At 63.3% G+C, this 25295-nt stretch carries 25 protein-coding genes and 1 tRNA gene; 8 read left to right on the forward strand and 18 right to left on the reverse strand.

The window, feature by feature from the left end; translation table 11 throughout:
* Positions 1–65 precede the first annotated feature (65 nt).
* Both D2V07_RS03100 and D2V07_RS03105 read left to right on the forward strand, forming a co-directional pair.
* Complete coding sequence (locus tag D2V07_RS03100; protein ID WP_147366889.1) at positions 66–596, forward strand: hypothetical protein; 531 nt, start codon at positions 66–68, stop codon at positions 594–596.
* Positions 596–1165, forward strand: a complete 570-nt coding sequence (locus tag D2V07_RS03105; RefSeq protein WP_147366890.1) for a hypothetical protein — start codon at positions 596–598, stop codon at positions 1163–1165. The genes D2V07_RS03100 and D2V07_RS03105 overlap by 1 nt, the downstream gene beginning before the upstream one ends.
* A 476-nt stretch (positions 1166–1641) precedes the next feature.
* Here D2V07_RS03105 and D2V07_RS03110 read toward each other — a convergent pair whose 3' ends face one another.
* The 3 genes from D2V07_RS03110 to D2V07_RS03120 all read right to left on the reverse strand — a co-directional run bounded on the left by D2V07_RS03110 (position 1642) and on the right by D2V07_RS03120 (position 3444).
* A complete protein-coding gene (locus D2V07_RS03110; protein WP_147366891.1) occupies positions 1642–1878 on the reverse strand; it encodes a hypothetical protein in 237 nt (78 codons plus the stop codon).
* Positions 1879–2034: 156 nt separating this feature from the next.
* On the reverse strand, positions 2035–2499 hold the full coding sequence (locus D2V07_RS03115) for a hypothetical protein (protein ID WP_147366892.1): 465 nt from the start codon (positions 2497–2499) through the stop codon (positions 2035–2037).
* A gap of 174 nt (positions 2500–2673) precedes the next feature.
* Complete coding sequence (locus D2V07_RS03120; protein ID WP_119584569.1) at positions 2674–3444, reverse strand: Stf0 family sulfotransferase; 771 nt, start codon at positions 3442–3444, stop codon at positions 2674–2676.
* A 205-nt stretch (positions 3445–3649) separates the two neighbouring features.
* Between D2V07_RS03120 and D2V07_RS03125 the strand changes: the two genes are divergently transcribed.
* Positions 3650–4726: a branched-chain amino acid aminotransferase gene (locus D2V07_RS03125; protein WP_119584571.1), complete on the forward strand. Its 1077-nt coding sequence runs from the start codon at positions 3650–3652 to the stop codon at positions 4724–4726.
* On the opposite strand, the gene D2V07_RS03130 is transcribed toward D2V07_RS03125, so the two are convergent.
* Together D2V07_RS03130 and trhO are read right to left on the reverse strand one after the other, a co-directional pair.
* The gene (locus tag D2V07_RS03130) at positions 4723–5373 is read right to left on the reverse strand and encodes a glutathione S-transferase (RefSeq protein WP_119584573.1); all 651 of its coding nucleotides are present in this window, start codon (positions 5371–5373) and stop codon (positions 4723–4725) included. The genes D2V07_RS03125 and D2V07_RS03130 overlap by 4 nt on opposite strands.
* The gene (gene trhO / locus D2V07_RS03135; RefSeq protein ID WP_119584575.1) at positions 5345–6343 is read right to left on the reverse strand and encodes an oxygen-dependent tRNA uridine(34) hydroxylase TrhO; all 999 of its coding nucleotides are present in this window, start codon (positions 6341–6343) and stop codon (positions 5345–5347) included. Before trhO ends, D2V07_RS03130 begins: the two co-directional genes overlap by 29 nt.
* Before the next feature lie 243 nt (positions 6344–6586).
* On the opposite strand from trhO, the gene pufL reads away from it, so the two are divergent.
* From pufL to pufC, 3 genes are read left to right on the forward strand one after another with little or no spacing between them, the layout of a single operon-like run.
* Positions 6587–7435, forward strand: a complete 849-nt coding sequence (gene pufL, locus D2V07_RS03140; RefSeq protein WP_119584577.1) for a photosynthetic reaction center subunit L — start codon at positions 6587–6589, stop codon at positions 7433–7435.
* Positions 7435–8487 carry a photosynthetic reaction center subunit M gene (gene pufM / locus D2V07_RS03145; protein WP_233548219.1) on the forward strand — a complete coding sequence of 351 codons (1053 nt, stop codon included), beginning with the start codon at positions 7435–7437 and terminating at the stop codon, positions 8485–8487. The genes pufL and pufM overlap by 1 nt, the downstream gene beginning before the upstream one ends.
* The gene (gene pufC, locus D2V07_RS03150; RefSeq protein WP_119584579.1) at positions 8484–9644 is read left to right on the forward strand and encodes a photosynthetic reaction center cytochrome PufC; all 1161 of its coding nucleotides are present in this window, start codon (positions 8484–8486) and stop codon (positions 9642–9644) included. Before pufM ends, pufC begins: the two co-directional genes overlap by 4 nt.
* Before the next feature lie 44 nt (positions 9645–9688).
* Here pufC and puhC read toward each other — a convergent pair whose 3' ends face one another.
* The 8 genes from puhC to D2V07_RS03190 form a co-directional block, all read right to left on the reverse strand.
* On the reverse strand, positions 9689–10129 hold the full coding sequence (gene puhC, locus D2V07_RS03155) for a photosynthetic complex assembly protein PuhC (RefSeq protein WP_147366893.1): 441 nt from the start codon (positions 10127–10129) through the stop codon (positions 9689–9691).
* A complete protein-coding gene (puhB, locus tag D2V07_RS03160) occupies positions 10122–10793 on the reverse strand; it encodes a photosynthetic complex putative assembly protein PuhB (RefSeq protein ID WP_119584583.1) in 672 nt (223 codons plus the stop codon). The genes puhC and puhB overlap by 8 nt, the downstream gene beginning before the upstream one ends.
* Positions 10790–11569, reverse strand: coding sequence for a photosynthetic reaction center subunit H (gene puhA / locus D2V07_RS03165; RefSeq protein ID WP_158586756.1), 780 nt, complete (start codon positions 11567–11569; stop codon positions 10790–10792). The genes puhB and puhA overlap by 4 nt, the downstream gene beginning before the upstream one ends.
* 370 nt (positions 11570–11939) lie before the next feature.
* On the reverse strand, positions 11940–12947 hold the full coding sequence (locus D2V07_RS03170; protein WP_119584587.1) for an NADP-dependent oxidoreductase: 1008 nt from the start codon (positions 12945–12947) through the stop codon (positions 11940–11942).
* Positions 12948–13036: 89 nt separating this feature from the next.
* Positions 13037–14695: a dipeptidyl-peptidase 3 family protein gene (locus D2V07_RS03175; RefSeq protein WP_119584589.1), complete on the reverse strand. Its 1659-nt coding sequence runs from the start codon at positions 14693–14695 to the stop codon at positions 13037–13039.
* A 143-nt stretch (positions 14696–14838) separates the two neighbouring features.
* Complete coding sequence (locus D2V07_RS03180; RefSeq protein WP_119584591.1) at positions 14839–15294, reverse strand: carboxypeptidase regulatory-like domain-containing protein; 456 nt, start codon at positions 15292–15294, stop codon at positions 14839–14841.
* A gap of 65 nt (positions 15295–15359) precedes the next feature.
* A complete protein-coding gene (locus tag D2V07_RS03185; RefSeq protein ID WP_119584593.1) occupies positions 15360–16376 on the reverse strand; it encodes a DNA topoisomerase IB in 1017 nt (338 codons plus the stop codon).
* A 56-nt stretch (positions 16377–16432) separates the two neighbouring features.
* Positions 16433–17776 (reverse strand): MFS transporter, encoded by a 1344-nt coding sequence (locus D2V07_RS03190; protein WP_119584596.1) that lies wholly within the window; start codon positions 17774–17776, stop codon positions 16433–16435.
* A 190-nt stretch (positions 17777–17966) separates the two neighbouring features.
* On the opposite strand from D2V07_RS03190, the gene yghU reads away from it, so the two are divergent.
* Together yghU and D2V07_RS03200 are read left to right on the forward strand one after the other, a co-directional pair.
* Positions 17967–18833 (forward strand): glutathione-dependent disulfide-bond oxidoreductase, encoded by an 867-nt coding sequence (gene yghU, locus D2V07_RS03195; RefSeq protein WP_119584598.1) that lies wholly within the window; start codon positions 17967–17969, stop codon positions 18831–18833.
* Positions 18834–18896: 63 nt separating this feature from the next.
* Positions 18897–18971, forward strand: a tRNA-Gln gene (locus D2V07_RS03200).
* A gap of 34 nt (positions 18972–19005) precedes the next feature.
* On the opposite strand, the gene D2V07_RS03205 is transcribed toward D2V07_RS03200, so the two are convergent.
* From D2V07_RS03205 to D2V07_RS03225, 5 genes are all read right to left on the reverse strand, one after another.
* Complete coding sequence (locus D2V07_RS03205; RefSeq protein ID WP_119584600.1) at positions 19006–20250, reverse strand: lipopolysaccharide biosynthesis protein; 1245 nt, start codon at positions 20248–20250, stop codon at positions 19006–19008.
* A gap of 64 nt (positions 20251–20314) precedes the next feature.
* Positions 20315–20989: a retropepsin-like aspartic protease family protein gene (locus tag D2V07_RS03210; protein WP_119584602.1), complete on the reverse strand. Its 675-nt coding sequence runs from the start codon at positions 20987–20989 to the stop codon at positions 20315–20317.
* 45 nt (positions 20990–21034) lie between these two features.
* Complete coding sequence (egtD, locus tag D2V07_RS03215; protein WP_119584604.1) at positions 21035–22021, reverse strand: L-histidine N(alpha)-methyltransferase; 987 nt, start codon at positions 22019–22021, stop codon at positions 21035–21037.
* Entirely contained in the window at positions 22021–23295 is a 1275-nt protein-coding gene (egtB, locus tag D2V07_RS03220) for an ergothioneine biosynthesis protein EgtB (protein WP_233548220.1), read from the reverse strand. The genes egtD and egtB overlap by 1 nt, the downstream gene beginning before the upstream one ends.
* 101 nt (positions 23296–23396) lie before the next feature.
* Positions 23397–25208, reverse strand: coding sequence for a sensor domain-containing diguanylate cyclase (locus D2V07_RS03225; RefSeq protein WP_147366895.1), 1812 nt, complete (start codon positions 25206–25208; stop codon positions 23397–23399).
* Positions 25209–25295: the final 87 nt, after the last annotated feature.

Below are 25295 nucleotides of genomic sequence, written 5' to 3' on the forward strand. Positions count from 1 at the left end.
TGCGCGAATTCATGGGGACCGCGATAGAGCGGGCGATGGCCTCCGGTCCAGAAGGAACCTGCCCGATGAAGTTTCGTCATGCCTTTCCCCTCGCCCTTGTCGCTGCCTCCCTGGCGGCCTGCAACGATAGCGAGGATATAAATGAAGACCCCGCAGCCACCCAGCCCGAGCCGGTGTTGACCAGCGCCCCGACGCCCACCGCCGCGCCCGACGGCACGGCGCTGGTGACGGGCAGCTGGGACGTGAATGAGAACCCGCAAGGCGGCGCGGCCTATTTCGGCGAGCCCGAAACCGATGCGACGCTGGCCATCGAATGCGACAGTCTTTCGGGCACCGTGACTCTCGCCATCGCATCCGACGCCGCGCAGCCGCAGCCATGGCGCATCGATGCCGGCGGGGAAGCTGCACGCATCGATATGGCCCCGCGCGACAGCGCCATGCTGCCTTACCTGGAAGCCGAGATCGAAGGCGACCTCGCCATCTTCCATGCCTTTGCAACGCCTGGCGAAGTGGTCGTGCTGACCTCGCCGGACGGTGAACGGATGCAATTCCCGACACATCCGGGCATCTCGCGCGTATTGGATGCATGCAGCTAATGAAATCGAACCTCCTCGCCGCCTCTTCCGCCCTGCTTGGCGCATTGGCCCTGTCGGCCTGCGTGCCGCCCTCGCCAGAGCCCACGCCGGTGCCTTCTCCCACCCCCACGCCTACGCAGGCCCAGCCGCAGGCTGCACCCGTGCAGGTGGTGACGCCCAGTTTCGACAACTGGATGGACGCACCGCAGACGCCGGGTGACTGGCGCTATGCCGGGAACGCGGGCGATCCGCTGGCCTCTTTCGGCACCGGGCGCACGCCCGATACCGTGCAACTCATCATCCGCTGCGAGCGTGCATCGCGCCGCGTCAGCATCGCCCGCGCCGGAACCGCGCCGGGCCAGGTGGAAATGCTGATCCGCACCGAAACACAGGACCGCCGACTGACTGCCAGTCCGTTCCGCGAGGGCGATATCGAGCTGATCGTCGCGCAGCTTGCCGCCAGCGATCCGCTGCTGGATGCAATGGCTTTTTCGAAGGGACGTTTCGCGGTGGATGTGACCGGCAAGAGCCCGATCTATGCGCCCGCCTGGCCGGAAATCACCAGGGTGATCGAGGATTGCCGCAGGTAGCCCTGGCGAACGCACGATTATCGCTGTGAAAAAGAATAATACAAGTCTTGCGTTCGGCCTCTGCGTGATTCACAAATGCATGCAAGACCAGCGGTCCACGCGGTCTTGCCCCCGGTGAAACGGCAGGGTTCTGGCTCAAAAGCGCGAAAGGAGGTGATCCGATGTCTCATGGTTCAGCAGGGAGGTCGGTGATGACCCATGCGGAGCATATTCGGTAACTTCTACTCGCCGAGTAAGGTTTCGTGGGCGGTCTAACTGACCGCTGACCATGCGAAGGCCAGTTACGCATCGAGCGTAGCTGGCCTTCTCATTTTTGGGGCGTACCCTTCATTATGCCGAGGCTCCCGGAGGGAGGTCGGCGACGACCCGGCAAAGCAACCGTTGCGAGCTGACCTTGCGAGCAACCCGGAATGTCGGCTTTCGTCAGACATGCAGGAGACGGCGAACGTCCGCGATTGGGGTGGGAAGCCGACCCTCTAAGTCGCTCTTCTGGTCTTGGAGCGAATAATTAGCGCGAGGATGAGGCAGAGCATTGAAGCCGCTAAGACCAATTGTGATGGCGTAAACAGAAGAGCATCTAGTCGCAAGCTTTCCGCCATGTTCGAGACCCAGGTCATGCCGCCGAGCACGCCGAGCAGAAATGCAGAAGCCCACGCCAAAAGGTCAGCGACAAGTTTCATCCCTAGTACCTCATTGCTTATTTCATTGGTCATAGGCTCGCAAATTCGTTCAACGTCCGCAATCGGGTCGCTAGCTGACATGCGGCTTTTGGCCCCAAGAGTGGCAAAGCGGCCAGTCCGCTTTTGGGCGTGTCGTCCCCGTTATCGAACGTCTGATTAGGGGTGGAAAGCGGACTGAAGTTTCTCTGCTCAAAGGGTGACCAGGATTAGCTCTCTGCCAGCTAGTGGGACGCCCACAAAAGTATCAGGCACACCAACCACCTCGTAGATTTCGTACGGTTTGTCGGCCAAGGATACCGTCTCGAAGTATTCAAAGGTTACATCATAACTGACGTCAATCTCAGAAGAGACTGCGCTGGCGTGTTCGTTGGGAAAAGTCGGCTTAGGCGAAGCGACGACCTTCGGCGCTTCCGCATAGAGCGATGAGCGCATCGAAATCTGCTGAAACCCAGCGGTCAGACTGGGAACCTCTTGTTCCGAACACGAAACAGTAAACACTGCCGAGATGCACAGAGCTGCTGCAGATCCTCGACCTATTCTCATGCGCAGCCCTTTGTTCCGAGTAACATCGATCAGCTTATGGGCTTTGATCTCCAAGTCCACAATGTCCGCAATCGGGTCGTTAGCGGAAAGTCCGCTTTCATCTCCAATCATGGTATTGCTGCCAGTCGGTTTTCAGGACCGCCCCCTGTGCCAACCGTCTGTTTATGAGTGGAAAGCGATCGACCAAACAAACTGGGCTAACGTTTTAATCTCGCAACAAAGAGCGCGACGGTTCGATACGAAGGCGAGCGTATCTCTGGAAAAGGCTACGCACGTCGTTGGCAGCTAGTCGATAGAGCCGCCATCTGCATGGCGCGCACGCCAGTAATTTGCGCCGGTCTGATCCTGCTGCCTGATATGCGGGACGTCCACTTGCTGTGCTGGATCGAGCGTCACCCCGAGATAGTCGGCAGTTTGCGCTACCGCCTCATCGGGATTTTCGACGACATCTTCGTACCATAGCACCAGCGGAGTTATGCCGGTCTCACGGTACATTTGTTGCCAGGCTTTTTCCTGGATAGCCAGCTCATGCCTGGCACGAAGCACAACTGCCTCGGAATACTCGGGAGCCTCGCCCGGGCCGGCTTCCTGCTCGGCTCTCCATATGCCCGAAAGGCTTGCCCGTGCCAGCGAGATGGCGTGGGCATCTTCGTCCCGTCGGCGGAGTTGGACGACTTTGCTTGCAGGCCCCGCTCGCAACAGAAAGCGCATCGCCGAGGCAAGAAGTGCCGGGTTGGTGCGGGCGAGTTCCTCCATCTGGAGGGGGAATGCCTTCACGCCGAAGACACCATTGGGCGAAGTCCGCCGTGCCAGCACCATTTTCCAGAGCTTTATCTGGCCTTCGGGCGAGGTGCTGACGGCGCCCTGCGGTCCGCTGGGCTGGAAATTGAGATACTCAAGTGGCGCGCCAAGGCAGCCGGTACGCCATAACAGATGACTGAGATACGTGCTGCCCGTCCGCGGGACGCTGGCCAGAATGTAGGGTTGCGCCAAGCCCGCAAATTCGGGCCAGTCGAACCGTTCTTCGTGACCAGTGATGATACCCTCGACGGACACTTATTGCCTCCAGGCGGTTCATACTCTCGCTCGTCGTGCGATGCACTACGAGAGGTGGTGACGCATAGTGATGATCTAGCCAGAGTGCAAAGCCACCAATTTGGTGCCCCACATGCGGATACTGCGGACATGCGGGACGTAAGCTTTCCGGTGGAAGACGCGAAGCTCTTGCCTCTCCCCGCGCCCTTGCCTAATCGGCTAGCCCATGAAATTCGAGCATATCCAGCACCCCGCACCCGTCCCCGGCGCCACCCGTGCGCAGGCCATTGCAGATCCCGGTTTTGGCAAGGTGTTCACCGATCACATGGTGATGATCGACTATGACGAAGGTGAAGGCTGGCACAGTGCCACACTCGGCCCATGCGAGCCGATCCCGCTCCACCCAGCGGCGAGCGTGCTGCACTATGCGCAGGAAATCTTCGAGGGGTTGAAGGCCTACAAGCTGACTGACGGCACGATGGCGTTGTTCCGGCCCGAGGCGAACGCCAAGCGTTTCAACGCCAGTGCCAAGCGCCTCGCCATGCCGGAATTGCCCGAGGACCTGTTCATCGAGTCGGTGAAGCAGATCGTGAAGAAGGATGCCGACTGGTTCCCCGGCGTCGAAGGCGGTTCGCTCTACATCCGTCCCTTCATGTTCGCCAACGAGCACTTCCTGGGCGTGCGTCCGGCGACGAAATACAAGTTCATCGTGATCCTCTCGCCCGCTGGCAATTACTTCAAGTCAGGCGCACCGGCGGTGTCCGTGTGGATCAGCGAATATACCCGCGCCGCCCCCGGCGGAACGGGCGCTGCCAAGTGCGGCGGCAACTACGCTGCCAGCCTCGTCCCCACAGGAGAGGCTTTTGCTAAGGGGCACGACCAGACGGTGTTCCTCGATGCTGCCGAACGCAAGTGGATCGAGGAACTGGGCGGTATGAACCTGTTCTTCGTGTTCGACGACGGGCGCATGATCACACCCCCGCTGGGCGGCACGATCCTGCCCGGCATTACCCGCGATTCCATCATGACCCTGGCGCGCGAACAGGGCCTCGACGTGGCCGAGGAAATGTATTCCATCGACCAGTGGCGCGACGATGCGCAAAGCGGCAAGCTGGTGGAGACTTTCGCCTGCGGTACGGCTGCGGTCGTGACGGCGGTGGGCAAGGTTGCCGGGCGCGACGGTGAATTCACCATCGGCAGCGGCGGGCCGGGCCAGTTGACCAGCACACTTCGCGAGAAGCTGGTCGGCATCCAGCGCGGCACCGTGGAAGATACGCACGGCTGGGTGATGAAGCTGGACTAGAGCGCCAGCGCCACCGGCTCCTGCCCCGGCTTCCACGGCTTTTCCCGCTGCATCACAGTCTTGAACAGCGGCGACTGCAGATGCCGTTCCAGCCATGGGTGCAGGTTCGGCAGGTCGGCCGCATCGAACCACTCGCGATCATGGTTGGCGAATTGACGGATGAAGGGGAAGATCGCCGCGTCCGCAATACCGCGCCGCTCTCCGCATAGCTGGCCGCCTTTGGCCAGCCGCGCGTCCAGCTTTTGCAGGAATTCCAGACCACGCGCGCGGTGCGGCAGCGGGTCACAATCGCCGTAGCGGTTGGGGTATTTGTAATGGTCGAGCGCATGCTTGAAGGGACCGTCGCATTCGGCGATGAGTTCCGGATCATCACGCTCCAGCCAGCCTTCGGGATCGTTCCGGGCAAGCGCCCAGCGCATCACTTCGATGCTTTCCTCGATCACCGGTCCATCGGGCAACACCAGCACCGGTACCGTGCCCTTGGGCGAGGCTTCCAGCATGGCATCGGGCTTGTCCGACAGCTTCACCTCGCGCAGTTCGCACTGCGTCCCGCTCACCACCAGCGCCAGGCGGGCGCGCATGGCGTAGGGGCAGCGGCGGAAGCTGTAGAGGATGCGGTCAGGAATGGTCGTCTGGCTCCGGGTCATCGTCCTTCACAAGCTGGCTGGGCAGTACCGCCCCGACGTGGGCACGCCCCTGTGCCATAGCAAGCTCTTCCTGCCGCTGCCGCTCGCGATAGGCCTCGCGCTGTTCGTCGGTGCGTTCATCCCAACAGGCGGGGCAGCTGACGCCTTCCTCGTAGTGTTCGGATTGCATGTCCTGTGCGCTGACCGGGCGACGGCAGGCGAAGCACAGGCCGTAGCTGCCCAGCGCGAGGCCATGGCCCACGGTCACGCGCTGGTCGAACACGAAGCACTCGCCGCGCCACATGCTGAGGTCTTCCGGCACCGTTTCGAGGTATTTCAGGATGCCGCCGTTCAGGTGGTAGACCTCCTCCACCCCTTCGGCCTTCAGGAAGGCAGTGGACTTCTCGCAGCGGATGCCGCCGGTGCAGTACATCGCCACCTTGGGCTGCTTGCCCTCCCCCAGCAACCGCGCGCGCTCGGCGCGGAACCACTCGGGGAAGTCGCGGAAGCTGGGAGTCTTTGGATCGATCGCGCCTTCGAACTGGCCCACCGCCACTTCGTAGTCGTTGCGCGTGTCGATCACGATCGTGTCCGGGTCGGCGATCAGGTCGTTCCAGTCCTGCGGATCGACGTAGGTGCCCGCGTTGTGCGCAGGGTCGAGATCGCCCTGCCCCATCGTCACAATCTCCTGCTTTAGCCGCACCTTGGTGCGGTGGAACGGCATGGCGACAGCGCCGGAGAACTTCACTTCGATATCGGCACAATCCGGCAGCGCGCGAATGTGACCGAGCACCGCGTCGATGCCCGCAGGCGTGCCCGCGATGGTGCCGTTGATCCCCTCCTTCGCCAGCAGCAGCGTGCCCCGCACGCCGCCCGCCCGGCAGGCCGCCAGCAACGGCCCGCGCAGCGCGGCGGGATCCTCGAACGTGGCAAAGCGATAGAGTGCGGCGACGCGGATGGGCGCGTTGTCGATAGGAAGCGGGATGGCCATGCGCCGCCCCTTAGCGATCCGCTGGCGGCGAGGCCAGACCGCCGCGCGGGCGGGCCTGGAACACAGTGAACGGTGCCCTGCAGCAGAATCCGCCAAATGTGTCGCTGCGCATGGCGGGTACCGCGCCACGCGCTCCAGCAGGATGTTTGAATTGCCAACACAAACTGGACACCGCTTTCCGGGAGTGTTAGGCAAGCTAGACAAGTTGTAGTGTAAGTCTAACGGCACAGTTGGGGTGTCCGCATGTCCATGCTCAGCTTCGAACGCAAGTACCGGGTGGCCGGGGGCACCCTCGTCGGCGGCAGCTTGTTCGATTTCTGGGTTGGGCCTTTCTATGTCGGGTTCTTCGGCGTCACGACAGCGATATTCGCGCTCGTGGGGACGCTCCTCATCATCTACGGCGCAGCCATCGGGCCGACCTGGAACATCTGGCAGATCGACATCGCCCCGCCCGCCATCGAATACGGTCTGGGTTTCGCGCCGCTGAAGGAAGGCGGGCTCTGGCAGGTGATTACCATATGCGCCGTGGGTGCCTTCTGTTCATGGGCGCTGCGACAGGTCGAAATAGCCCGCAAGCTTGGCATTGGTTTCCACATCCCCATCGCGTTCTCCGCCGCGATCTTCGCCTACATCAGCCTTGAGGTGATCCGCCCGGTGATGCTGGGCGCGTGGGGACACGCCTTTCCCTATGGCATCTTCAGCCACCTCGATTGGGTTTCGAACGTCGGTTATCAGACCCTGCATTTTCACTACAATCCGGCGCACATGATCGCCGTGACCTGCTTCTTCGGCACCACGCTGATCCTGGCGATGCACGGAGGGGTCATACTTTCGGCCGTGAATCCTCCGGACGGGGAGGAAGTGAAGCACGGCCAGCACGAAAACCAGTATTTCCGCGACACCATCCTCTATTCCATCGGTCCGCTCGGCATCCATCGCCTTGGCTGGTTTGCCGCCATCAACGCCGGCCTGTGGAGCGCGGTGTGCATTCTTATCAGCGGGCCGTTCTGGATCGACGGCTGGCCTTACTGGTACGACTGGTACCTGCAACTGCCGTTCTGGAACGACATGGGTCTGGACGGACTCCACTGATGGCCTCCTTTCACAGCCTCTATTCCCAGATCCAGATTCACGGGCCTCACGACGAGGGCATTCCGCTGCGTGGCCACGAGTTTCCGCGCATCGGCAAACCATTTCTTAGCCGCTGGATCGGCAAGATCGGCGATCCGCAGATAGGCCCAACCTATCTCGGCTTCTGCGGTATCGCCTCGCTCATCTGCGGCTTCATCGCCATCGAGATCATCGGCCTCAATTTCCTCGCCCAGGTAAAATGGAACCCCGTTGCCTTCATCGAGGGGATAGCCTGGCACCGGCTTGACCCGCCGGATGCGAAGTGGGGTTTTTCGCCCTTCGTCCCGCTGGAGGAAGGGGGCTGGTGGATAATGGCGGGCTTTTTCCTCACCGCGTCCATCCTGCTGTGGTGGGGGCGCATCTACCTGCGGGCCAAGGCGCTGGGAATGAACACGCATGTCGCCTGGGCTTTTGCCTCCGCGATCTTCCTCTACCTTTCGCTGGGCTTTATCAGGCCAATGCTGATGGGATCGTGGCACGAGGCACCGCCGTTCGGCATCATTCCGCATCTGAACTGGACGGCATCTTTTTCCGTCCTTTACGGCAACTTCTACTACAACCCGTTCCACTGCTTCTCGATCGCGTTCCTCTACGGCTCGGTCCTGTTGTTCGCGATGCACGGCGGCACAATCCTCGCAACTTCGCGCTTCGGCGGGGAGCGGGAGACCGAGGAGATCATGGATCGCGGCACTGCGGCCGAACGTGGGGCGCTGTTCTGGCGCTGGTGCATGGGTTTCAACGCCACGTTCGAATCGGTGCACCGCTGGGCCTACTGGTTCGCCGTGCTGACAACCTTCACCGGTGCCATCGGCATTCTCCTTACAGGAACGGTGGTAGACAACTGGTACCTGTGGGGCGTCAAGTGGGGCCTGGCTCCCGACTATCCGCAGACCTACCCCGACATGGTGCTGCCACCCGAGATCGCCGAGCAGGTACGCGCCGCAGCCGACAGTTCGCAGACCGCCGTCGATACGCTGCCGCCGCCGCCCCCGGCGATGGAGGGCGCACCATGAAGCCGGCACCCGAGAAATCACGCACAAGTATAGTGGGCATCGTGGCCTTGGCTGCGGCGGCAGTGACCCTGCTGTTCCTCATCGTGGTGCCCAAGTGGGATGCGCCGTGGGATCCGATCGAATCGCGCGAATGGGGCTGGCGCGGGATAGCGATGAACACTTTCACCTCGGAACGCACGCGCACCGACCCGCTCAACCTGATACCGCCGGAGATACCGGCTTTCGAACCGAGCGGACAACCGGCATCGGCCGTCTACCAGAACCTGCAAGTGCTGGGCGGCCTTGATTCCGCCCGCTTCGACCACCTGATGGCATCGATCACCGAATGGGTCGCCCCCGAGCAAGGGTGCGGCTATTGTCATGACCTGACCGAAGGGTTCGCATCCGATGCCATCTACACCAAGCAGGTCGCCCGAACGATGCTGCAGATGGTTCGCGACATTAACAGCAACTCTCGCCATGTCGGCCAAACGGGCGTTACCTGTTACACCTGTCACAGGGGCCAGAACATCCCGTCGAAAGTGTGGTTAAGGGGTGCCGAGCCTAAGCCGCCGATGGGCGGGATCGTGGGCATGCCGCCCCCGTGGAACCGCACTGCCGAAAACATGCGCGATTTCTTCCCCCGCCGCCCGTTCGAGGATTACCTGCTGGATGACAAGACGATCACCGGCGCCCAGGCGCGCGCGGTATCGGGCGAGGTGGCCGATCTCAGCAAGCTTGAAGACATCTACATTTTGATGATGCAGATGTCAGATGGAATGGGCGTCAACTGCACGTTCTGCCACAACAGCCGCGCTTTTGCCGACTGGTCGCAAAGCACACCCGCCCGCATAAACGCCTGGTATGGCATTCGCATGGTCCAGCGGCTGAACAACGACTATCTCGTAGGATTGCAGGACATCTTCCCGGCGAACAAGCTGGGGCCACTGGGCGATGTGGCCAAGGTGGACTGCGCCACGTGCCACAACGGCATGTCACGCCCGCTGGGCGGGGCACCGATGGCGGCGGGTTACGAGGCACTCCATGCCACAGGCATATCGCGTGATGCCATCGTGCGAGAGACCGCTTACGAAACACGCAACGCGCGCATGGCCGAAATCCAGGCACCGCCGCCCGATCCAGCAGGACTGGTGCAGGGCGAAAGCGACGGCGAGTAGGAGTGCCGGCTGGGCCTTGTCGCTAGCAGGCCGCTGGCAGGCCGCTAGCCGTGGCTCCGATCGAGATAGCCCGCGAAAGCATCGACGCTCGCCCGGCCAAACCCCTCCAGCTTCACCGCGCGACCGGTCTCGGGATCGGCCAGTTCGAGGTGACCGCCAGCATCGCGTTGAACCAGCAGGTGGTACTCGCTTGCTTCATCGCGCAGCGGCTGCTGCATCGCCAGCGCGCGGACCGCGGTCATCGCGAATGTATCACCTTCTACCACGAGCCGGGTCAGCTGATGCCCCTGCTCGTCCGATACCAGCATCTCCCCGCCGGGCAGCGGGGTGAACACCAGCATCCTGCTCTCCGGCGCATCGACAAGGGCGGCGGTCTCCAGCCGGCCGACTTCGTAGTGGCGGGCAAGCGGTATGGTGGTGACGGTAAACCCCACGAGCAGCGCCGCGCCGATCAGGGCGCCGCGCGGCACTCTTATCTCAGACACGGGCTTCAGCCCCTACAGGCGTCTGGGCACGTGCCTTGTCCTTCACCGGGGATTGCGAAGGATGGCGGATCCCGGGCGCGGCCCGCATCAGTGCGTCGACCAGTATCTGTCCTGCGGGCGAATCTGCAGGAAGAGCGCGAAGCAGGGGCACGGGCTGCTTCCACTGCGTGGCCAGCGCGTGCGGCCACAGCGCCAGCCAGGCAATCTTGTTGGGGCGGCGCAAGGTCAGGGCGATATCGCGGCTGCCGCGGCGATCCCGCTCGCCCACATGGGCAATCTGCCGCAGCGGGATGTTGACCGTTCGCGTCAGCGCCACGCCCACCTGCAGGATCACGCGGCGATCGGTGATAATATAAGTGCTGGTGGTTGCGAGAAGCCATGACCCGAGCTGCACGAAGGCGAGGATGACCGCGGCAAACGGCAGCACCAGCAGCGGGCTCAAGGCGATCTGCATCAAGCCTGCCCCCTGCTGCACCGTAGCCAGCAGGGGCAGCAGCGCTACCAGCGCGAGATAGGTCGCCAGCATGGGCCAGCGAAAGAGATAGCGCGACAGTGCCGAGCGAGCGGGCTTGCCGTGCCACAGCACGCGCTCCCCTTCGGGCAACGGGCCCGGCAGGCCTAGCTCGATATCGATGGGCTGGTTTCGGGGCGCCGGGGCGGTCATGCGGGATCGTGGATCTGGCCCTGCCGGCCGGAGAATCGCAGTCCGCCAGCGAAGAAGCCGTTCAAACGGTCTTCTTCGCGCATGGTTATGCAATCGTCGGCCGCGCGCACCGGCACGCGGCGCAGGTCACTTTCGGCAAGGGTCGTCGCGCGCACGATACGATCTTCCGGCAAGGCCTCGGCAAAGAACGCCGGAACGAGGCGGCGCCCTTCGGCTCCGTCGATAGAAACTTCGTAATAGCGCAGGAAAAACTCGGCGCGGTTGAACCACAGATCGTGGACCTTGCCGACCTTGCGTTCATCGGCGGAATAGAGGTCCCAGCCGCGCGGATCGGGATCGCCGGATGGAATGTAATATTCCTGGTAGTCGTTCAGCGGGATGAGCTTGGGATCGCCCTCCACGTCAAGGTCGGGCTTTTCCTCGCGCAGCCGAGTCCACGCTGCCGCACCCACGCCTTCCATCAGCGGATCGGCGCCGGGCAGCATGGGAAAGCCAATCGGGGGTAGCTGGTCAGCGGGCCGGACATTCTCGGGCTCTTCGACACGGGGAACCTGTACCGTACCGCGACCGTGGGGCCGGTTGAATATCTTGGGGGAGGGAACCGCCGGAAAACCCTCGGCCCGGTGGATACGCCCGTCGGGGCCCTCCATCTCCAGCGGGTACCCTTCTCGCTTGTCTTCACGGCGCAGGTGGTAGACCAGCCCGGCGAAGAACAGGACAAAGGCGATCACGCACAGGATGGCGGCGTCGAGGTTTCCGACCAGATTTTCATCCATGGCTCGCATCTATCGCATCGCCTGCAAGGTGTCCAACATAATTGTCGGAAGTGGTGTATAGTTTACTAAACACACTAGGTTCACTTATTGCCGTTAAGGGATCATCACGGCGTTTGTTTTCCCGTTGGCGAAACGGGATCGAAAGTACACCTGCGAAGGCGATGCTGCAGAAATCTACGATGGCTCAAAATCGGTAGACGAGGGTGAAGCTGAGAGGGCTTTCGATGACTTCTTAGCCCGTTGTGGTCCGCCCAGCTTCGACGATTGCGTCTAGCCATTTCTTCGTGTCCACAATCGGACCGTAAGCAGAAAGTCCGATCTCGGCAGCACTGACACAGGGAAACCGCGCGCTATCCTGCGTCCACTCGACTCACCCCTCCATTGTCACCACGATCTTGCCCTTGGCGTGGCCTTCTTCCAGTTCGGCCATTGCCTTTTCTATGTCGTCGAAGGGATAGCGGCTGTCGATCACCGGCTTCAGGTCGCCGCCAGTTGCCATTTCGGCGAGGTAGGCGAGTTCGCTGCCGCTGGGGTGCATGAAAATGTAGCGATAGTCAGCGCCTGCCTTCCGGGCCTGCTTGCGCAGGTCGCGGCTCATGGCCCAGAACACGGCGGCAAGACCGTAGCGGCCGCCAAGATCGCTCGTGGCAGTGCGCGGTTCGGGGGTGCCGGCGATGGAGACCACACGCCCGCCTTCCTTCACCACCTTGAAACAGCGCGAAAGGGTGTCATCGCCGATCAGGTCGAACACGCCATCTACGGGATCGATTACGTCCTCGAACTTCTCGTGCTCGTAATCGATCACCACGTCCGCGCCCATGTCCTTCACCAGTTCGCGCCCGCGCTCGGATGCGGTAGTGACGACTTCCGCGCCAAGGTACTTGGCGATCTGGATGGCGAAGGTACCCACGCCGCCTGCGCCGCCGGTGATCAGCACACGGAAGCCCGGCCCGATTTCCAGTTCGTCGCGCAATGCCTGCAACGCGGTAAGTCCCGCCAGCGGAATGGCGGCGGCGGTTTCGAAGTCGATGCTTTCGGGAATCGGGGTCAGGAATTCCTCCCGCACCACGGCATATTCGGCAAAGGCGCCCAGCCGTTCCTTGCCCACGCGGGCGAAGACGCGGGTGCCTGGCGGAAAGCGCGTGGCGGCCCTGCCGTTCGCTTCGACAACGCCTGCCAGTTCGTTGCCCATCGTGATCGGCAGCTTCAGCCGCAGGATCGGCTTCAGCGCGCCCTCGCGGATCTTGTAATCGACGGGGTTGAGACCGGCAGCCTTTACCCGCACCAGCACTTCGCCAAGGCCGGGCGTGGGCCGCTCCACCTCGCGCATCTGCGCCTTGTCGGCATCGCCGTATTCGGTGAGGGTGTAGGCTTTCATCGGAACGCTCCATAGGTATCGGTGAGTGGCGCGAACCCCGCGCCCTTTAGCTCACCAACACCCGCGACAGCGCCGATGTTCCGCCAGCCCTACACGCTGTCGGGATAGATGGGGCGGATATCGACCGGAATGTCGTCCATTCCGGCAATCGCCGCTTCGGCGTGCTCGTCCAGCCGCGCGTAGCGATCGAAGAACGCCTTGGTGCCCACGTAGTCTCCCCGGGCCTGCAGCATCAACTCAGTGCGCAGCAGTTCGGTCAGGCCACTCACCAGCTTGGCTTCATCGATCACGTAGTGGCCCTGGCTCTCGTCCCAGGCGAAGGAGCCGTAATCCAGCAGGAAGCCGTACTGCGCCGCCGCGCCTTTGCCGTGGGCTTCCTCGATGCCGAAGCGCATGGAGCGGAACAAGCCCGCGACATAGGTAGCCAGCAGTTCGCTCTTTTCGCTTTCGGGCAGTTCGCCGCGCTCCATCATGTAGAGGAGGTTGTAGATGCCCATCACATCGGCCTTGCTTTCCTCCAGCGCCGAATACTGCTCGCGCAGCTGCTCGTTCACCGTGGTCTGCTGGCCATCGACGGTGATCGTGCCCGGCCCCAGCGAGTGGCTGAGTTCGTGGAACAGCGTGAAGAGCTGCATGTACTTGCGGCTGACCAGCGCGGCCTGTTCCTGCGACAGCACAACGTCGGCAATGGGGTCCAGGATACGGTCGAACTTTGCGCCCAGCACGTTGGAGAGGATCACCTTCTTCGCGCCCTTGGCCTCGCGCACGCGCTCGTCGTTGGGCAGGTTGAAGGCGATGGTTTGCACGCCGGGCACGTTGTCACCGCCGCCGTGGATCTGGTCGGCCACGGCAATGGGGCTTTCGAAACCGCGCGCGAAATTGTGGTATTGCGGATCGATAGGAAGGTTGCCTTCCATGTCGCGCAGGTAGCCGACATAGCGATCGAGCGCGGCGCTTTCTTCTGGGTTCTTCAGTGTCACGAAGCTCTCGAACGCGGTCTTGGTCCCGTACAGGCGGTCGGTGTAGACCTCGTAGGGGCCGATGGCGACTTCGATGGGGGTATCCGTCAGATCCATCCACGCCATTTCACTTTCGAAATAGTCGTCGGTCAGGAAACTCTCGGCGCGCAGGGAAAGAAAGCGCTTGAGGCTGGGGTTGGTGGTGATTTCGGCAGCTTCGCGGAGCAGCTCGGCTGCGGGCTGCAGGAATTCGGCGTACTCCTCGGAATAGGGCACCGCAACGAAGCCATCGCCTTCGCGCTTAACCACGGTGTAGGGGCTCATCAGCGCCTCACGCTGCTCGGGGTTTGCCTCCAGGTAGGCATCGAATTCCTCGCGCGTCAGGTCTGCCGGGTAGAAGCCTGCGCCTTCGGGCCATTCGGTCTCGCCGTAGAAGGGGTGGTTGTCGTCCACCGCATCCCACGGGCCGAAATTGCGGTCGAACATGTCGAGAATCTCGGCATTACCGCTCTGCGCGATCTCCTCGCGCACGGTCGGCAGGTCACCGCCGCGCTGGCGCAGATAGATCTCGTCCATGTAGCCGCTCGCCTCGATCAGCAGGTTCACCACCTGCCGCTCTTCCGCGGTGAGGTAGCTGGTGTCGGGCGCCATCTCCACGTCGGCAATGCTGGCGCGGCTGGCGGCCATGTCATAGCCTCCCACCTCGGCCTGCTCGGTGGCGGCGGTGCAGGCGGCCAGCAGGGCAACAGGGGCGGTGGCGAGCGAGAGGGCGATGATAGCGCGGCGCATTCGGAACATCCTTCGATTGGTAACAGGCGCAAGCATCTAGCCCAGCACAAAGCCGGAGTCACGCGCGCTTGGCGCGATCCGCAGGCGCTTTTACACCGGCGTTGCAGGGGCGTGAAACCCACGGATGTGCGTGACGGGGGCTGTCAGCCGATAAGGTCAGGCAGCGCCATGGCCCCCTGCGTTTCCGCCTGTGCCGTCATCCGGCGGGCATCTTCCCACGCCCGCGCCATCAGAGCCTCGGCCAGCATGGCCTCCACCGGGTTGATACCGATGCGGGCCTGATCGAGTGCAGCGCTGGAATAAAGGAAAATGTTGCGCTTTGCCTCGCCCGTTTCCGGCACCTGCGCGCTGGCAAACTGGCGCTCGTCATTCGCCAGTTCCACGGCCACGCGGTGTTCGCCTGCTTCCAGTCCTTCGAAACGATAGGTGCCCTGGGCATCGGTCACGGTGGAAAGACCCAGCTCTGGGATGACGACCTGCGCACCGGCCACGGGACGCGCGGTGGAATCGTTCACCGTGCCCGAAAGGTCTCCGGCAAAGGCGGAGGTCGGCAAGGCGATCAGCGCTGCAGCGCTGGCGAAAATGGCGATGCGGGTCATGCCCGCATCTGAACAGTAACAGTGTTACGCCTTGAAGACTCTTAGGTGACACGGACGCGACCGGCCTAGGCCGCAGCCAGCAGTTCCTCCGCCCCGGGCGAGGCTTCCAGCAATTCGATCAGCGCGCGTTCCCAGCGGTTCTGGTACTGGGTGCGGCGCGGCAGGCGCATACTTTCGCGCCATTCCTCCTGCCGGGCGATCAGGTCGATCACGGCGGGGTGGACATAGCTTTTTCGCGTTACCGCCGGCGTGTTTCCAAGGTATTCGGCCACCCGTTCCAGCACTGACTTGATCGTCAGCACCTCCCTGGCTTCTCCAAGCAGCCGCAATGCCATCACGCTGGCATGCCATGTGCGGAAATTCTTTGCAGAGAACGCCGCGCCCATCGTTTCCGAAAGGTAAGCGTTGACGTCGCCCGAAGTGACATCGTGCGCCACGTTTTCTGCATCTATCCAGCAGAACAGGTGCTGGCCGGGCAGGTCCTGCATCTTGCGCACGCACGTGGCCAGCGCCGTATCGGACAGTTCCACCTCGCGCTTCTTGCCGCCTTTGCCGGTATAGCGCAGGCGCAAGGTGCGCCCGGTAAGCTCCGCATGGCGTCGACGCAGGGTTGTCGCCCCGAAACTGCGGTTCTCGCGCGCGTAGTTCGTATTGCCCACGCGGATAGCGCCAAGGTCCAGCAGGCGCACCACGCTGGCCGTTGCGCGGTCGCGGTGCAGGTCACGCATCCGCATGTCCTCCTCCACCCGCTTGCGCAAAAGGGGCAGGCGCTTGCCGAAAGCCACGCACCCGTCGAACTTCTCGCTCTCGCGCCAGCTGCGAAACTCAGGGTGATAGCGGTATTGCTTGCGGCCCTTGGCATCGAAGCCGGTGGCAAGGATATGGCCGTTGGGCGCCGGGCAGAACCACGCATCGACATAGGCGGGCGGCAGGGCGATGGCGTTCAGGCGCTTTTTCTCCGCCGGATCGGTAATCAGCTTGCCGTCGGGATCGTAATAGGCCCAGCCCTTCCCAGCCCCCTTGCGAGTGATGCCGGGAAGGCTGTCATCCACGTGGATGAGGTTGGACGGGCGCGTTGCCATGGTCCGCGCTTAACGGACTGATATGGCGCGCGGTTCCGCACGATGAAATTTAGCGCTTAGCTGACGGGAGCCCGCGGTCCCGGTGCTTCTGCCACCTCGGCCACGATTTCCCGCGGCGCCCCGGCACGGCGGGGGAATTTCACCACCAGCATCAGCAGCAGGCCGATGCCGTGCAGGCCCAGAACGATGATGAACATGCCGGGCAGTCCTCCCAGGCTGCCCGACAGGCCGAAAACCCACGCACCGATGCTGATGCCGAAATTGCTGCACGCCATGTAGAGCGTGAACTGGGTCGCTGCGACGCTGGGATGGCACAGCCGCATCGAGATCGGCAGCGCCGCCACGGTCAGCAGGATGTCGAACACGACCCAGCCGAACACGAAAACATAATAGAGCGAAGGATCGCTCCAGATCGACTGCGCGGCCAGCATCAGGGTGGAAAGCGCCATGAAGATAATGAAGTACCCTATCGTCGCCTTCTTCGCGCCGAAGCGGTCTCCGACCCAGCCACCCAGGCTCAGGCCCAGGATGCCCGCGACAAGCTGGGCCGTGCCGACGGCGCCGGTGATGGCGGCTTCGTCCCACCCCACTTCGCCCGCGCCCAGCACCGGCGTGATGGCGGTGAACATGCCCATGTGAAATCCGCGCACCAGCAGGATGGGCAGCCACAGCAGGCTGACGGGCAGGAGCAGCGACTTTGCCGTGTTGGTGATGATGGGCCACCACGCGCCCAGGTGGATTTCCGCGTTGCGCGGATGGGTCCGCCCCTCGCTCCACGGCAGGCGCCGTTCCCCGTCGCGCTCGCGCAGCAGCAGGATGTGTGCGGTGATCAGGGCGATGAAGCAGGCCGCCAGGGCATAGGCGGCAGACGGGCCGAAATTGGCTATGGCCACGCCCGTCAGGCCCGTGGCCATGGCAATGCCGATAGACTGGCCCCCGAACATCATGCCGCTGGCCCGCGCCCGCTCTTCCTCTTCCATGATGTCGACAGCAAGCCCGTCCACCGCGACATCCTGGAACGTGGTCGCCATGTTCACCACGAACCCGGCGATGCCCAGCAGGAGGATGTCGTCGACATCTGGCCGCATCACGGCGCAGGCGATCAGCAGCGCGATCATCACGCATTGCGCCCCCGCGATCCACGCGCGGCGGCGGCCCATGGGCAGAAAAGTGTACCGGTCCATGATGAATCCGTTCACCAGCTTCAGCGTCCACGGCAGTGCCGTCAGCCCAAGCACGTAACCAATATCCGACGCGTCGGCCCCGTTGGTCGCCATCCATGCCGGGATCGCAAACCAGAATAGCCCGATCGGCACGCCTTGCGCGACGTAGAGGATGAACAGCGTGAACAGCCGCAAGCTGCCCGACTGCGCCAGGATGAGTCTGCCGTCAGGCTGCATGTTCGCCAAAGATACCCCCTGTATCTTGCGACCTGATGCGACCCAGGCGTGCAGTATGCGCACAAGACAAGCGCAAATGCAAAACCGCAGCAAGGACGGCTGCCGGCGGGGTAAACCTATGCTTGCTTGCAGCACCGCAGCCCGCAACCCATCTTGCGCGCCGACGACCCGTTTCTGGAGAGCCTAGTCCATGTCCGATACCTACACCCCGCCCGCAGTCTGGCAGCCATCCGAGAACGGAGGCAAGTTTTCCGGTATCAACCGCCCCACCGCCGGCGCGCGGGAGGAGAAGGAGCTGCCGGTGGGCGAGCATCCGTTCCAGCTCTATTCGCTGGGTACGCCCAACGGCATCAAGGTGACGATCATGTTCGAGGAGCTGCTCGAACGCGGCTATGCCGGTGCGGAATACGATGCGTGGAAGATAGACATCTCGGAAGGCGACCAGTTCGGCTCGGGCTTCGTCGATCTCAACCCGAATTCGAAAATCCCCGCCTTGCTCGACCGGTCCGGCGACGAAGCTTTCCGCGTATTCGAAAGCGGCGCGATCCTGCAGCACCTGGCAGAAAAGTTCGACTACCTGCTGCCTAAGATCAACCCGGCCCGCGCTGAAACGCTGAGCTGGCTAAGCTGGCAACTGGGCACCGCCCCGTTCATCGGCGGCGGCTTCGGCCATTTCTACGAATACGCGCCGGAGAAGTACAAGTATCCCATCGACCGCTATGCGATGGAAACCAAGCGCATCTTCGACGTGGCAAACAATCGGCTGGGCGAGATCCGCTTCCTGGCGGGCGACGATCTGACCATTGCCGACATCGCAACCTATCCCTGGCTCAGCGCGCTGTACCACGGTGCCTACAGCGGATCTGACAGGTTCCTATCGCTGCACGAATACGAAAACGTCGGCCGCTGGGTGAAGGAAATCGACGCGCGTCCCGCTGCCATTCGCGGTCGACTGGTCAATTCCAAGGCCATGCCCGAACGCCACAGCGCCGCCGATTTCGGCAAGATCGAGGACAAGAGCCTGTTCGATCCGGTGCGCAAGCGTATCGGCGACTAAGGCCATAGCCAAAAGGGGCGGGTTGCGCGCTGCGATCCGCCCGCTATATGAGCGCGCTCCTGCTGGGGTGTAGCCAAGTGGTAAGGCACCGGTTTTTGGTACCGGCATTCGCAGGTTCGATCCCTGCCACCCCAGCCACTTTTCCCACCCGCAACCGTATCAGAGACCGCGATCAATCCCGCGGGCGGCGGCTGACGAACACCAGCCCGGTCACGGTCAGAACGCTTGTTCCCAGCACGACCAGTGCAGCGCCCGCTGCGCCCAGCGCGTCGACCAGCCATGGCAGCGCCAGCAGGCCGATGGCCGTGGGAATGCCGCGCAGCAGGAAATTGGTGATCGCCCTGCCATGCGCCAGCAGCAGCGCCTCGAGGCTGGCACCGGACAGTTCCAGCGCGGCGGCGGCGGCAAGGATGATCATCGGCCAGTACGCAGCCAGGAATGCGCTGCCCGCAATGGCAATGATGATCCATTCGCCTGCGACAAGGCCGAAGCCGATAACGACCGCGCCGGTAACGATTGCGATGCGGGTCATCTTTGCTGCCAGCAAGCGCGCATTCTCGGGATCGCGCACCAACTCGGGATAGACCGCGCGAAGCAGCGCCTGCGCCAGTTTTAGCAGTCCCTCGCCCAGTTGCGCGGCCACGCGGTAGATGCCCGCCAGCGCCGCGCCGCCGAAAGCGCCGACCAGCAGCACCAGCAACTGGCGGCTGGCAATGGTCAGCATGCCGGAAAGCGATGTGCCGATGACGAAGCTCCACGCCTTACCGTCCTGTTCAGCCCCGGCTTCGCGGGGAAGGCGCGACAGGCTGAAGCGCCGCCAGTCTATCCGCTCCGTCTGGCCCGCCATCCACCAGTACATTGCGGCGGTCGCAATTTCGGCGATGCCCCAGACGACGAGGAAGGCGGTAATATTCGGTGCGAATACCGCAACCACGCCGGCCCCGGCAGCGCGCATGACGCTGGTGGTCGAATCCGCCGCAGCAGCGCGGGCATATTTGTCATGCACGCGCAGCAGCCCGGTCGGCGTGGAGCGGATGGCGAGCAGCGAAACGAGGGTGAACAGGAAGGTCGGCATGCGCAGGTCCGGCGCGATGGGTAGCCAGTCGCCCGCCAGCCAGAGGATCAGCGCCGCCGCCACGGTGCCCGTGACGATGGTCAGCGCGTCCAGCGCGAGAGCAAACCCGGTGGCGGTGCCGCGATCTTCCGCCGTCTGTCCCCAGCGGACGACGGCCTGCCATGTCTGGAAGCTGGTAAAACCTACAACCAGTTGCGCGAAGGTGAAGGCGATGACGAACTGGCCGAACCCTTCCAGTCCCAGCGCGCGGGTGGCAAGCGCCAAATAGACGAGGCTGAGCACCGCGTTGATGCCGCGCGCGCCCATCAGCCAGCCGGTGTTCTGTAGTGCGCGGCGCATCATAGGCAGCCGCCCTGCCCCACCCTTGCGGGAATTGCAAAAGCCAACTTATCGCCGGTAAATCGGATCAGTCGCGCGGGGGCAGCGGTTCCTGCGGATTGTTGGGCACCAGGATCAGCTCGCCCTGCTCGATCCGTACGCTGGCGAGGCGCGATAACAGGTTCATGCCGATCACGTTGGTATCACCCAGCCCCGGCGCGATCACCGCGTCGAGGCCGTTGGCAGCGACATTGCCAAAGCGCAGCGACTCGATGTTCGTCAGGTGCGCAGCCACCGCGCCGTTAGCCGTCTGCAGGCGGATCGGCAGCCCGCCGTCGCGCGGCTCGAGCCCCGCGATCTGCGCGGTTCGTTCGCTTACCGCGGTCAGCGTGGCACCGGTATCGACCATGAAGGGAAAGCGCTGGCCGTTAACCTCTGCGTCCAGCCAGTAATGCCCGTCACGCGACAGGGCTACGCGAGTTTCCCCGCCCTGCACCACCTGCTCGGGCATTCCCAGTTCGGGCACGGCCATGGAAAAGCGCGGGTCCAGCCGCGAAAGTTGCAGCACCACCAGCACCAAGATCGCCATCAGCGAAAGCGTGCTGGCAAAGCGCAACAAACGCCCCAATGCCGGCACCCGCGATATCAGCATCGAACCCAACACGCCTGCCGCCATCGCGGCGATAGCCGCCATCAGCAGACCCGACTTGGGTATCTCGCGGATCATCATGGCGATCTGGTCGAAGATGGCGGCGGGGTCCATGGCGGGCAATATAGGGCGCGATGCCCGAATTTGCGAAGGCCGTTTCTAGGGCGCGGCGCGCTTGATCGTGGCTTCGGCCAGAATCACGGAAAAGCGCCCCTGCGCATCGGTCCAGCGTGCGATCGGCGTCCAGTGGCCCGCCAGCAACAGCGTGTTCGAACTGCGCGCGTCGAACTTGTGGCTGTTCTCGGTATGGATGGTCTCGCCTGCCCGCATGGAGAAACTTCTGTCTGCCACGCTGAAAGTCACATCCTCCTCCGCCACGGCGTGCATCTCGATACGGGCGAAGGTGTCGTTCCAGCGTGCCTCGTGATGAAATTTCTGCACCGGGATGGTGCCATCCAGCTCCCGGTTGATGCGGCGCAGGAGGTTGAGATTGAATTCCGCCGTCACGCCGCGTGCATCGTCGTAGGCGGCTTCGAGCACATCCTTGTCCTTGATCAGGTCCATGCCGATCAGCAGCATGGCATCGGTGCCCAGCGTTTCCCGCATGGAGCGCAGCAGGTCGACCGCGCTACGCGGCACCATGTTGCCGATGGTGGAGCCGGGAAAGAAGCCGAGCTTGGGCATATCGGCCACCTCGGCCGGCAGCTGCACTTTCTTCGTGAAGTCCGCTTCGACCGGATAGACCGGCAGGCCCGGGAACTTGGCAGACAGGTCGGCTGCGGCGGCGCGCAGGAAATCGCCCGCAATATCCAGCGGCACATAGGCTCCCGGATCGATGGCCTCGAGCAGCAAGGGCGTCTTCACCGAGGAGCCCGAGCCGAACTCCACCACCGCGCGGCCCGAACCGACAGCGTCGGCAAATTCCTGGCCGCGGTTCTCCAAAATCTCTTTTTCCGAACGGGTCGGGTAATACTCGGGGACCTGCGTGATGTCCTCGAACAACTGCGAACCCGCATCGTCGTAGAGCCAGCGCGCCGGAATCGCCTTTTGCGGCTGGCCGAGGCCTGCCAGCACGTCGGCACGAAAGGCGCGGTCGACCCCGTCCTCGTCGAGATCGACGAGCTGGATGCCTTCGGAATTTGCCATCAGATATCCTTTGCCAGCCGCAGGCCGGTGAATTGCCAGCGCTGCTGGGGATAGAAGAAATTGCGGTAGCTGGCCCGCGAATGGCCGCGCACGGTGGCGCAACTGGCACCTTTTAGCACCCACTGGCCGGCCATGAACTTGCCGTTGTATTCGCCCACCGCGCCTTCCGCGGGTTGGAACCGCGGATAAGGAAGATAGGCCGAGCGCGTGAACTGCCATACATCGCCGAACAGCTCTGCCGTGCCAACAGGCGTCGGCGGCACGGCAGCGTCCAGCTGGTTGCCCGCGCTGGCATCGAAGCGCTGGCCCGTCTCGGGTGCGTCCTGTCCGCGGGCGATGGCTTCCCACTCGAATTCCGTGGGCAGGCGGCACCCCGCCCAGGAGGCGAAAGCATCGGCTTCGAAATAGGAAATGTGCGACACCGGCGCATCCGGATCGCGTTCCTGCCAGCCTGCGTGCGTGAAATGCTCGCCCCCCGCGCCCTCGCCGCGCCAGTAGAGCGGCGCGGTAATGTTGCAGCGGTTCAGCCAGTCCCAGGCATCGGACAGCCAGAGCCGATGGTCCCCATAGCCACCGTCGGCGATGAACTGGTCCCACTCCCCGTTGGTAACGAGGCGGCGCGACATGGCGAACGGCTCCAGCAATGTGCGGTGCGCCGGGCCTTCGTTGTCGAACCCGAAACCTTCCGACTGGTGGCCGACACGGGCGATGCCGCCGGGATGCTCGATCCAACCGTCCGCCTGTGCCGGCGCTGCCGGACCCGGCCTGTCCCACATTGCGGGCCCGAGCGGGTTTTTGGAAAACGCATGCTTAATGTCGGTCAGCAGCAGTTCGATGTGCTGTTGTTCGTGTGCGAGACCCAGTTCGATCAGGTCAAGGCAGCGCTCGTCATCCAGCAGCGGCTCCATCGCCGCGTTCACATGAGCGCGCCATTCCAGCACGTCGGCCAAAGTCGGCCGGGTGACAAGGCCGCGGTTGCCGCGCGCGATGCGCTCTCCCTCGGTCTCGTAATAGGAATTGAACAGGAACGGAAAAGCCTCGTCATACAGGCGGTAGTCGGGCAGGTGATCGCGCAGCAGGAAGGTCTCCCAGAACCACGTGGTGTGGGCCGCGTGCCACTTCGCAGGGGATGCATCTTCCATAGACTGGATCGTGGCATCAGCCTCGCTCAGCGGCGCCAGCAACCCTTCCATCAGGCTGCGGGTGGCCACGAAACGGTCTGCGAGCGCGCCCGGGGGCGTGCTGGAACCTTTGCGGATACTGGTCTGGGGCAAGGCCGTCTCCCGGGGGGCTTTTTCCTGTGTCCTACGAACGAATGCCAAATCGGGTTTCCGATTAACACCCGCAAGGCACAGAAAAAATCGGGACAAAGTGCCTAGGCAGCGCGCCTCACCTGGTTGCGTCCGGCTCCCTTGGCCTCGTACAGCGCGGCGTCGGCGCGGCCCAGCAGGCAGTCGCCCGTGTCACCTTGGCGAAAGTACGCAAGGCCCGCACTGATGGTGACCCGGGGCAGGCGTGTTCCGGCAAAGCCCTGGCCCACCGCCTCACACAGACGCTCGGCAAGCTGACTAACGGCATGCTCCGGCGTGCCCGCGATCAGCCAGACGAATTCCTCCCCGCCGATGCGGCCCACCACATCGCCTTTCCGCGCCTTGCTGCGCGCAATTTGTGCCACTTTCTGGATGACCTCGTCGCCCGTCTGGTGGCCATGGGTGTCATTCACGGCTTTGAAATGGTCGATATCGAACAGGATCGCGGCCAGCGGTCCGCCGTAGTTTTCCGCTACCACCACCATGTTGTCGAGCCGGGCCAAGGTATGGCGCCGATTCGGCAATCCGGTAAGCGAATCGGTATTGGCCAGCTTCTGCGCCTCCGTCGCCAGCTTCATCGCGCGGTTGCGCGCGGTGTCGAGCGCTTCCTCGCGGCGGACCTGCTCGGTCACGTCCATCGCCACGCCAAACACCGCCGACCGCTCGCCGCGCCGGTCGAATTCGTTGCGCACGGACATTTGCAGCACGCGTTTCAGCTGGTTGGCCGGCCTGATGCAGAACGTGAAGCGATAGGTATCGAGCGTTTCCCGGTTTCGTTCGATATGCTCGAAAAGCTCCTCGCCGCCGGGCGGCATGCGATGCCTTACATCGCCCGGATCGGGGGCAAGCGATCGCGGCAGGCCCAGCATTTCCAGCATGTTTGGCGAATAATCCTGCCTGCCCCCTGCCAGATCGAGACGCCAGCGGCCGATACGCGCGGTTTCCTCCGCCAGGTTGAACAGCATCAGGCTCTCGCGCATTTCCCGGTTGCGGGCGATCAGCTCACGCTGCAGCTGCTGCCGGTGCATCAGCGTGGCAGCAACCGGCAGGGCCGTGGCCAGCATGGTCACCATCCACGTCTGGAAGACCAGGGTCGCCTCCGCCGCGCTGACGCCGAGATAGGGCATCGGCGATCCGGACACGACGCTCAGCGCCGTGGCGACCGCGGCATAGACTAGCACGACCAGCAGGCTGGCCATCTGGCCATAGCGGACCGCGGCAATAACCATCGCTGCAACCAGCAGCGGCATCAGCGTGACCTCGTGGACCTGCAGAGCAAGCAGCGACAGCAGCGCGCAGCCAAGCAACAGGGTGTAAAGCGAGCGCTCCACCGTCCCGTCATCCACCCCGCTTCCGCGCGAAGTCAGGTTGCGCAGCACCATCAGCAGGACCGGGGCGAAAATCACCACGCCCAGCACATTGGCAAGGTACCACCAGGCGAACTGGGCAAACGTCTGCTCCGCGCGAAACGGGATGGCTATCAGCGCGCCCGCCAGGCATCCCGCCATGGCGGCGGCGAAAAGGCCACATATCTGCTGGAATCGGCGCGGCAACCGGGCGCGTCCGCCAAGCACGCGTACGCTGACCATCGCGATCAGCGCGGATTGAACGACGCTTGAAATGGCAAAGGCTGTCGCGAGCAGGAGGGGCGTGCCGATCAGGTAAGACGTTGCCGCCTGCATCGGCAGCAGGACGAGTGCCAGGCGGATCCAGTGCTGCTGCCTCACCCCGTAGAAGGCAGCGACCATGGCGCCCGCCGGTGCCCAGACCACGATGACGCCGCCCAGCATATCGCGCAGCACCAGCGATCCGAGCGCCAACATGGCCCAGACCACTCCCGCCAACACCGGATCCCGCAGCGCGCGCCACACTTGCACCTGGCAAACTCCCTGAAAAATCAAGGTTTAGCATAGCCGCGGTTAGTTAACGGCCAGCGCAAAGCAGGCCAGGTATTATCCCCGGAA

The organism is Aurantiacibacter zhengii, from assembly GCF_003584125.1.
Classification (GTDB): Bacteria; Pseudomonadota; Alphaproteobacteria; order Sphingomonadales; family Sphingomonadaceae; genus Alteraurantiacibacter; species Alteraurantiacibacter zhengii.

Excerpts from the sequence above, each read along its gene's own strand:
- puhB (WP_119584583.1), bottom strand. The coding sequence starts at position 10,793 with ATGACCGCCCCGGCGCCCCGAAACCAGCCCATCGATATCGAGCTAGGC.
- D2V07_RS03180 (WP_119584591.1), bottom strand. The coding sequence starts at position 15,294 with ATGACCCGCATCGCCATTTTCGCCAGCGCTGCAGCGCTGATCGCCTTG.
- D2V07_RS03125 (WP_119584571.1), top strand. The coding sequence starts at position 3,650 with ATGAAATTCGAGCATATCCAGCACCCCGCACCCGTCCCCGGCGCCACC.
- D2V07_RS03190 (WP_119584596.1), bottom strand. The coding sequence starts at position 17,776 with ATGCAGCCTGACGGCAGACTCATCCTGGCGCAGTCGGGCAGCTTGCGG.
- D2V07_RS03110 (WP_147366891.1), bottom strand. The coding sequence starts at position 1,878 with ATGACCAATGAAATAAGCAATGAGGTACTAGGGATGAAACTTGTCGCT.
- D2V07_RS03170 (WP_119584587.1), bottom strand. The coding sequence starts at position 12,947 with ATGAAAGCCTACACCCTCACCGAATACGGCGATGCCGACAAGGCGCAG.
- pufL (WP_119584577.1), top strand. The coding sequence starts at position 6,587 with ATGTCCATGCTCAGCTTCGAACGCAAGTACCGGGTGGCCGGGGGCACC.
- puhA (WP_158586756.1), bottom strand. The coding sequence starts at position 11,569 with ATGGATGAAAATCTGGTCGGAAACCTCGACGCCGCCATCCTGTGCGTG.
- D2V07_RS03115 (WP_147366892.1), bottom strand. The coding sequence starts at position 2,499 with ATGATTGGAGATGAAAGCGGACTTTCCGCTAACGACCCGATTGCGGAC.
- D2V07_RS03185 (WP_119584593.1), bottom strand. The coding sequence starts at position 16,376 with ATGGCAACGCGCCCGTCCAACCTCATCCACGTGGATGACAGCCTTCCC.
- pufM (WP_233548219.1), top strand. The coding sequence starts at position 7,435 with ATGGCCTCCTTTCACAGCCTCTATTCCCAGATCCAGATTCACGGGCCT.
- pufC (WP_119584579.1), top strand. The coding sequence starts at position 8,484 with ATGAAGCCGGCACCCGAGAAATCACGCACAAGTATAGTGGGCATCGTG.
- D2V07_RS03130 (WP_119584573.1), bottom strand. The coding sequence starts at position 5,373 with ATGACCCGGAGCCAGACGACCATTCCTGACCGCATCCTCTACAGCTTC.
- D2V07_RS03100 (WP_147366889.1), top strand. The coding sequence starts at position 66 with ATGAAGTTTCGTCATGCCTTTCCCCTCGCCCTTGTCGCTGCCTCCCTG.
- trhO (WP_119584575.1), bottom strand. The coding sequence starts at position 6,343 with ATGGCCATCCCGCTTCCTATCGACAACGCGCCCATCCGCGTCGCCGCA.
- yghU (WP_119584598.1), top strand. The coding sequence starts at position 17,967 with ATGTCCGATACCTACACCCCGCCCGCAGTCTGGCAGCCATCCGAGAAC.
- D2V07_RS03210 (WP_119584602.1), bottom strand. The coding sequence starts at position 20,989 with ATGGACCCCGCCGCCATCTTCGACCAGATCGCCATGATGATCCGCGAG.
- D2V07_RS03205 (WP_119584600.1), bottom strand. The coding sequence starts at position 20,250 with ATGATGCGCCGCGCACTACAGAACACCGGCTGGCTGATGGGCGCGCGC.
- D2V07_RS03175 (WP_119584589.1), bottom strand. The coding sequence starts at position 14,695 with ATGCGCCGCGCTATCATCGCCCTCTCGCTCGCCACCGCCCCTGTTGCC.
- D2V07_RS03105 (WP_147366890.1), top strand. The coding sequence starts at position 596 with ATGAAATCGAACCTCCTCGCCGCCTCTTCCGCCCTGCTTGGCGCATTG.
- egtD (WP_119584604.1), bottom strand. The coding sequence starts at position 22,021 with ATGGCAAATTCCGAAGGCATCCAGCTCGTCGATCTCGACGAGGACGGG.